The following is an 8,574-nucleotide window of genomic DNA, read 5'->3' on the forward strand; positions in this document are numbered from 1 at the left end:
GAAGGAAGCATACAATTCGCCCTTGAATAATCCTAAAATATTCAAACGGAGAAGATACCCAATAAACAATAGTTGAATACCACGTTTAATTCCCTTTTTTATTCTTGGGTTATTAAGTCCTTTCTCAGGCACACGAATTAACAGATAGGTAAAAATAAAGCCCGAAACAGTAAAAAAAACAGGAGCGGTGATACCTCTGAAATAGCTCCAAATGCTAAATATTATACTGTCGGGATCCCTGAATGAATTTTCCAGCAGTCCATCCACAAAATGCCCTTGTAGCATCATAAGGATTGCCCAGGCTCTCATGGCATCTATAAAAAACAGTCTTGCAGTTTTACTTCTCATACCTAACAACTACCCTATATACTTGTTTAACAGCGCGTTTGGATGTTTAAAAATGCAAAATTAGCTAATTTACTCGCAATTCAGGCTTATTTGAGGTATTTTCGTAAACTTTAAAAATGCACTTATGTCAGCAATATTAGCTTTGGCCGGAAGCAACTCCTCAACCTCAATTAACTTCAAATTGGTACAATATACCACGGGTTTAATTAGCAATAGAGAGGTACAACTTTTAAATATGGCTAATTATCCATTCCCTTTGTATAGCGAAGATAATGAGCGGGAAATGGGTTTTTCTAATTCACTGGTAGAATTACGCAACTATATTATGAAAGCCAATGGGGTAATTATTGCTGTAAATGAACACAACAGTAACCCTTCTGCATATTTTAAAAATGTTTTGGATTGGTTGTCTCGCCTGGAAAAAAAATTTTTGGAAGATACCGAAGTGCTGCTTATGTCAACCTCCCCTGGTAAGCGTGGCGCAATTGGATCTTTGGAAACTATTGAAAAATTATTACCAAGATTTGGTGCAACTATCAGCACTACCTTTTCTTTACCCTCTTTTTACGAAAATTTTGACCCGGAGAAGGGCATCACCAATAGTGCACTTGCAGAAAAGCATAAAATGGCCCTTGCAGAATTTTTATCCAAAATCTAAAGGCTTTACAGATAACTTATCTTTTCAAATTAACTATATCCCTGCTTTTGAAAATGATCTTTCATAGATCTTGTGAAAAGATTGGTTGCCCTTGCAACTTTGATTAATTTTGTAAGGTGATAAACCAGTTTAAAGAACATATTGCATTAAAGTTTCCGGAACTCCTTGAAAACCACTTTCTAGTTGCTTGCAGCGGAGGTGTCGACAGTGTGGTATTAACCCATCTTTGTTCCCTAAATAAAATGGACTTCTCCATTGTTCACTGTAATTTTCAATTGCGCGGCTATGAAAGCGACATGGATGCTTTTTTTGTAGAAGATTTAGCTAGAAAAATTGGAAAAAAAATATACATAAAAGATTTTGATACAGATAGTTATATAAATATAAATAAAGTTTCACTTCAAATGGCAGCACGGGAATTGAGGTACCGCTGGTTTGAAGAATTAATGAAAAAGAATAAGATAAAAACCCTGGTGACGGCACATCATGCAGATGATAATTTAGAGACTTTTATTATTAATTTGTCCAGGGGTACGGGCATTAAAGGGCTTACCGGTATTCCTGCCAAAACTTCCAATATAAGCCGGCCACTCTTGATTTTTTCCAGGGCGCAAATCATGCAATTTGCAGAAATTAAGAATATAAGTTGGCGTGAAGACCACAGTAACCTTGATAAAAAATACCTCAGGAATAAAATCAGAGAAGATGTTATTCCCAGATTAAGGGAATTGCACCCCGGCTTTCTTGGGAATTATGAAGCCACAAGAGCAAACCTGGAAGGAAGTGCGGCTCTTCTGGAGAATTACCTTGCGGGAATTAAACAGGAGCTTTTTCAGCAAGAGGATGATTTAATAAGAATCCCTATAAATGCTCTTTTAAAATTAGACCCTATAAAGGTCTATATGTATGAGTTATTTCATCAATATGGTTTTAAAGAATGGAATGATGTAGCAGGGCTTCTGACAGCTACAAGCGGAAAGGAAATTTATTCTCAAACACACAGACTGCTAAAAGACAGGCAGTATCTGTTATTACAGCCGCTGCACCCTTCAACAGTTGAAAAATATAAGATCGATGCGGCTTCAGGGACTATTACCAAACCCATAAATATGAAAATTGATGAGGTCAAAGCAATGGGTGAGCAGTCTAAAAGGATACTATATGTTGATAAAGAAACGTTAAACCATAAGCTTAGCATCAGAAAATGGGAAAAAGGAGATTACTTTTACCCCTTCGGGATGAACGGTACAAAAAAGGTCTCAAAGTTTTATAAAGACGAAAAATTGGATCTGATCTCCAAAGAAAAACAATGGCTTTTGTGCTCAGGTGATGCGATAGTATGGATTATAGGCAGAAGAGGGGATGATCGGTTTAAAGTAACACCCAAAACAAAAAATATTTTAAGATTTACCATTACGGAATGAGAATAATTTTATTATTTATTGTTTTTATAACCTTTGCTGTTGCAGGCTTTGGTCAGAACGAAGAAGATCCTGTAGTTTGGTCGCATGAAGTTAATAAACTAGCGGAAAATGATTATGAATTAATCTTTAAAGGAAAAATCGCTGACGGCTGGCATATTTTTTCTCAGTTTACAGATGAAAATGGTTCTTTACCCAGTGAATTCACTTTTCTGAAGAGCGGTGAAGATTATGAATTGGTAGGCACGACCAGGGAGAGTGAAACAACTACAGAATACAGTGATATTTTTGAGGTAGACGAGACATTCTTTCTAAATGATGCAGTCTTTACACAAAGAATAAAGTTACTCAATACGGCGGTATCCCAAATAGATGTGGAGCTTTTCTATCAGGTATGTAAGGAAGTATGTATTCCAAAAGAGCATACTTTTAGGATATCCCTGAGCGGAGGAAACATAGTTATTGAAGAAGCAATACTTGATGACAAAGACCTGGCCCTTAGTTCTGCTTTAAAACTCAACTTAAAAAATAAAGAAAGGCTTAAAGGAAATAATAGTGCCAGCCTTAACAAGGGTTCTGGTCTGTGGATGATATTTGGTCTTGGATTTTTAGGAGGCCTGATTGCATTGTTGACTCCCTGTGTATTTCCAATGATTCCACTTACAGTTTCTTATTTCACTAAACATTCGAAGAAGAAATCTGCCGGTATTTTTCAGGCCTCTTTATACGGTTTTTACATCATCTTAATCTATTTCTTGCTTAGCTTGCCCTTTCATTTATTTGATTCAGTAGATCCGCAGATTCTTAATACAATAGCCACCAATATTTGGCTCAACATAGCCTTTTTTGTTGTTTTTGTGTTTTTTGCATTCTCTTTTTTCGGTTATTATGAATTAACATTACCCAGCTCATGGTCCACTAAAATGGATAGCGCATCTTCTAAGGTAGGAGGAGGGTTAGGAATATTTTTTATGGCATTAACATTAGCCATAGTATCTTTTTCCTGTACCGGGCCAATTCTGGGAGGACTTTTAGGAAGCACTACTTTGGCTGAAGGTGATGTCGCATACAATTTGTCCGCTGGGATGTTGGGATTTGGAGTTGCCCTTGCATTGCCCTTTGCCTTATTTGCTATGTTTCCTGCATGGCTAAACACCTTGCCTAAGTCCGGGGGCTGGATGAATACCGTTAAGGTATTTCTTGGGTTTCTGGAATTGGCACTGGCTTTTAAGTTTTTGTCTAATGCAGACCTTGTTGGCAATTGGGGTTTATTTAAAAGAGAAATTTTCCTGGGGATCTGGATTCTTCTTTTTGTTCTTTTGGTGTTATACTTATTTGGAGTTATCAGATTTCCACATGAAGGGCCAAAACAAAAGTTATCTAAAACCAGGATAGGAGTTGGCATTTTAACTGCTGCTTTTACCATTTATTTGGTTTTAGGTGTTTTTAATATTACCAGCCTTAAATTATTAAGTGGGTTTCCACCTCCGGATTTTTATTCCGTTGTGGAAAAAGAAAATAATTGCCCACTTGGACTGAATTGCTTTAAAGATTTTGAAGAAGGGTTGGCATATGCCAAAAAAGAAAATAAACCTATCTTACTTGATTTTACCGGATGGGCCTGCGTTAATTGTCGAAAAATGGAAGAAAACGTCTGGAGTGAACCTGATATTTACGAGATACTTAATGAGGATTATGTACTGATCTCCCTATATATAGACGACAGGAAATTACTCCCCGAAAATGAAAGATTTGATTATAAATTTGAATCAGGAAGGGTGAAAAATATTGAATCTATTGGAGAGAAATGGGGTACATTTCAAACATTGAACTTCGGGGCAGCATCACAGCCTTATTATGTGTTGTTATCACCTGATCTGGAGGTCTTAAATTCTTCAATTCAAAATGCGGATAGTGAAACCTATAGAAATTGGTTACAACTTGGGCTTAAAAACTTCGAAGAGCTGACTAAAGGTGAATTGACAAGCGCATTGCCATAGAACTATTATACGCTCCGCTACTGAATATTTAACGCTATATCCAATTGGGATTTTAAAATTTGTAATCCCATTTATAACAAACGGATCAAAAAAAAGACCAGAATAATTTAAGTAGTTCCCTATTTTTTTATCTTTAACATCAAAGCCTTACTCTTGAAGAAAATTAAAAAAATCCTCCTTATTTTACTGGCATTACTAGGAATTATATTTCTTGCCGCGTTCATCTTCATACAAACCCTGAAACCTGATTATGAAGGTGAAAAACAATTATTAAATCTGTCTGATGAGGTATCTGTCTATTATGATACCTATGGTATTCCCCACATTTATGCTGAAAACGAAGAGGATGCAATCAGAACTCTTGGTTACGTGCATGCCCAGGACAGACTTTGGCAAATGGAATTGTTGAGAAGGGTGGCCAGCGGTGGGTTATCAGAGGTTTTTGGTTCTAAATTACTATCAACGGATAAATTTTTTCTTTCCCTGGGTATTGATGAGGCATCTGCCAGAACTATCGAACAACGGAAACCTGCGGATAGGACAATACAGCTTACTGAGGCGTATTTGGATGGGATAAACCAATTTATAAAAAATGGGCCTACTCCGGTAGAGTTTTATCTGACAGGTATTGAAAAGCAGCCCTTTGGTCTCAGAGATGTTTACAATTCTATTGGTTACATGGCATTTAGTTTTGCAATGGCCCAAAAAACAGATCCATTACTAACGGAGATCAAAAATAAATTAGGCCCTGAATATCTTAAAGATTTGGAAATTGATGTGGATATAAATACGGAATGGATAAAGAACTATAAAGCTAGAGTTACAGATTCATCAGAGTTGCGTATAATAGCTATATTATCAAAGGCTTTGGAAAACTTACCTATTCCACAACTTGAAGGTAGCAACAGTTGGGTAATAGCACCGGTTAAGACCAAATCAGGGAAAGTAATCCTGGCGAATGATCCACACATTGGATTTGCTCAGCCGTCCGTTTGGTATGAGGCTCATGTAAGCACCCCGGGCTATGAGAAATATGGTTATCACATGGCGGGGATACCCTTTCCGGTTCTCGGACATGATAGAAATCTGGCATACGGGGTTACTATGTTTGAAAATGATGACGTTGATTTTTATTATGAGGAAACACATCCTACTGACCCTAAAAAATACAAAACCAAAGAGGGTTGGGAGAATTATGAAATTGTTTCTAACCTCATTAAAATAAAAGACAGCGCTGATGTTACCTTTAGTTATAAGAAAACGTATCACGGATCCGTAATGGACAGCATATCCAATAAAATTTCCGGTGATAAACCTATTAGTATATCATGGATCTACACTAAATTGGAAAACAGAGTACTGGATGCATTATATGGCATAAGCCATGCTAAGAATATCGCGGAATTTCAAAAAACTTTGCCAGACATACATGCTCCCGGCTTGAACATTATGTATGGAGACAAACAAGGTAATGTGGCCTGGTGGGCTGCGGCAAAATTATACCAGATGCCAGATAGTGCTCAGACCAAGTTAATTATGGATGGTAGTTCCGGCGCTTATGAACCGTTACGTTTTCTGGATTTTAGTGAGAATCCATCCGCCGTTAATCCACCCTGGAACTATGTGTACTCCGCAAATAACCAGCCAGATTCCATTGCCGGGATGCAATACCCCGGGTACTATTTACCTGAGAACAGGGCAAAGCGCATAGTGCAATTATTAGAGGAGAAGGATGATTGGGACAAAAATTCAATGATGGAAATGATCACAGATGGCATCTCCTCTGTAAATCCCGAAATTATAACTAACCTTGCCAAACTTGTCAATGTTAAGAACTTAAGCGAAGAGGATATTAACCTTCTGGATAAACTAAGCTCCTGGGATGGTGATTCTCCCTTAAATAGTGTGGAAGCTACTATATTTCACAGATGGATTTACTTTTTCCTTAAAAATACATTTGAAGATGAATTAGGTCCTGACCTTTTTCAACAATTTTTAACTACCCATTTTCATAAACGGCTGATAGCTCCAATGGCCCAGAAAAAAATATCAGTTTGGTGGGATAATACCCGAACGGAAGAGACAAAAGAAAGCAAAAAAGATATCGTTCTAACCTCGTTTGTAATGGCCTTGAAATCGTTAAAAGAGGAGTATGGTGAGCGAAGTTCACAATGGACCTGGGACAAAGTACATACCCTGGAACATGGCCATCCAATAGGTCAGGTTGAAATGTTCCGTTCTTTTTTTAATGTGGGCCCATTTCCTGTACATGGAACCAGAGAGGTTATAAACAATATGTTCTTTCCATATACTGCAGATGGCCAGAATAAAGTAAGTTCAGGACCATCTACAAGACGTATTGTTGACTTTTCGGATATTGAGAATAGCATGAGTATTTTACCTACCGGCCAGTCCGGGAACCCATTTAGCCCCCATTATAAAGATCAGGCACAAATGTTTATCAATGGTGAATTCAGGAAAATGATGATGAATAAGGAGGAAATTAAGACTACTTCAAAATCCTTATTGATAATTCGTCCGCAACTCAATAATTAGTTCCTGATTTATTATATCTTTATTTCGTTCTTAGTAGCCATAAACAATTATATTAAAATTTATAAAGCCATAGTCTTATTGTGATAATATCCAATTGTTTAGGTTTAAATCACAGGTTTATTTCCACTCTGTTTTCATGGATTTGTTTACTGGTATGTGCCTTTTTACAAGGTCAGTCATCAAATGAAATATCTTCTTTTTATTCTTGGTTCGATAATGTATTTGGGATAGAAAATACAGATTTGTATAATGGGGTAGAATACATACCAAAATACCTCGTGGTGGATGATAATCATCCATTTTTTGATTCTGCTGATTTTGTAAAGGGGACCTTACTATATAATAAGCAACTTTTTTATGATGTACCTATAAAATATGATATCTATGAAGATGAAGTGCTGTTGAATGTGGAATATGGGTTTGGAAAAGGGGTTATAAAGACCATAAGGAATAAGTTGGATAAATTTTGGATAAATAATCACAGTTTTATCAAAATCAAAAATACGGATAGAAATTCAAGTCCGGATGGTTTTTTTGAAGAGCTCTTAGTACTGGATGGCTTCAAACTATATAAAAAACATGTCTCTAAAAAAGGTAAAATATCCAAGGACAGTCGTTTATACAGTCAGTTTTATAAGGGAAATGAATGGTATTGTCTTCAGTTTAATAACATCTACTATGAAATTAGAAAGGTTAAAGATATTATAAGCATCTTTCCAGAATATAAAAAAGAGATCAATAAATACTATAAAAAACCCCTGGATAAATCTGGTCAGGATGCAGCTTTTATGGTTTTAATAAGACGAATTCACCAACTGTACTTAAGCAGAGAATCTATTTTGGCGCAATGAAATTTCTTATAAGGTTACTTCTCGTGCTTAGCTTTGTCCAAATCTCTGCTCAAAAGAATGATAGCAAGATTTCAATAATTTTCGATAATCTATCTATTGAGGAAGCGCTATCAGAAATTGAAAAGAATACGGCGTATCGTTTTTATTATGCTGAGAGTTGGTTAGACAGTACTTTGATAAAAGGTAGTTACGACATTGTTTCAATAGAAAATATTTTGGAGGATATTTTTGAAAATACCCTTATCAACTTTTACATTTTAGATCAATCTACAGTAATACTTACTAAAAACAGCATAGTTTATGATAAACTTCCTGAAGGCTTTTTTGGTAAACCAAAAGATACATTGCGTGATTCAGTGAGCACCGAAGCATTGACCACTGCTGTACCGACTTTTTTTGGTAGAACAAACAAAGCCGACCAAAGAAAAATAAATGTCTATAGAATTGGTAAAGAAGACAAAAATAGTGCACGCAAAAACTATCGCCTGGAAGGAACGGTTACAGACCGCAAAAGTGGGGAACCACTATCTAACCTATCTATCATTGTAAAAGGAAAAAATACGGGTGCAGTAACCAATGAAGAAGGGTACTACAGCATTGTGCTGCCTTCAGGAAACACTATATTAGAAACAAGATCTTTAGGAATTGAAAGTATTTTGATGCAGGTAATTTTGTATAATGACGGACAGCTTAATTTTGAATTGGAGGAAGATGTAGAGCGGCTTGATGAAGTAGTACTG

At 36.4% G+C, this 8,574-nt stretch carries 7 protein-coding genes; 6 read left to right on the forward strand and 1 reads right to left on the reverse strand.

Features of this window, described 5'->3' with window-relative positions:
• The coding region (locus WBM60_RS12900; RefSeq protein WP_424283164.1) for a heparan-alpha-glucosaminide N-acetyltransferase domain-containing protein at nucleotides 1-348 on the reverse strand (348 nt) is incomplete at its 3' end.
• A 124-nt stretch (nucleotides 349-472) separates the two neighbouring features.
• Here WBM60_RS12900 and WBM60_RS12905 point away from each other — a divergent pair.
• The 6 genes from WBM60_RS12905 to WBM60_RS12930 all read left to right on the forward strand — a co-directional run.
• Entirely contained in the window at nucleotides 473-1,006 is a 534-nt protein-coding gene (locus WBM60_RS12905) for an NADPH-dependent FMN reductase (RefSeq protein ID WP_424263020.1), read from the forward strand.
• A gap of 116 nt (nucleotides 1,007-1,122) precedes the next feature.
• Nucleotides 1,123-2,430, forward strand: a complete 1,308-nt coding sequence (tilS, locus tag WBM60_RS12910; RefSeq protein ID WP_424263022.1) for a tRNA lysidine(34) synthetase TilS — start codon at nucleotides 1,123-1,125, stop codon at nucleotides 2,428-2,430.
• Complete coding sequence (locus tag WBM60_RS12915; protein ID WP_424276451.1) at nucleotides 2,427-4,427, forward strand: protein-disulfide reductase DsbD family protein; 2,001 nt, start codon at nucleotides 2,427-2,429, stop codon at nucleotides 4,425-4,427. Before tilS ends, WBM60_RS12915 begins: the two co-directional genes overlap by 4 nt.
• A 153-nt stretch (nucleotides 4,428-4,580) precedes the next feature.
• Nucleotides 4,581-6,983 (forward strand): penicillin acylase family protein, encoded by a 2,403-nt coding sequence (locus WBM60_RS12920; RefSeq protein ID WP_424283165.1) that lies wholly within the window; start codon nucleotides 4,581-4,583, stop codon nucleotides 6,981-6,983.
• Nucleotides 6,984-7,063: 80 nt separating this feature from the next.
• A complete protein-coding gene (locus tag WBM60_RS12925) occupies nucleotides 7,064-7,834 on the forward strand; it encodes a hypothetical protein (protein ID WP_424276453.1) in 771 nt (256 codons plus the stop codon).
• On the forward strand, nucleotides 7,831-8,574 hold a 744-nt coding region (locus tag WBM60_RS12930), incomplete at its 3' end, for a carboxypeptidase-like regulatory domain-containing protein (protein ID WP_424283166.1). The genes WBM60_RS12925 and WBM60_RS12930, both read left to right, overlap by 4 nt.

Origin of the sequence: Eudoraea sp., from assembly GCF_049669105.1 — a bacterium.
Lineage (GTDB): Bacteria > Bacteroidota > Bacteroidia > Flavobacteriales > Flavobacteriaceae > Eudoraea.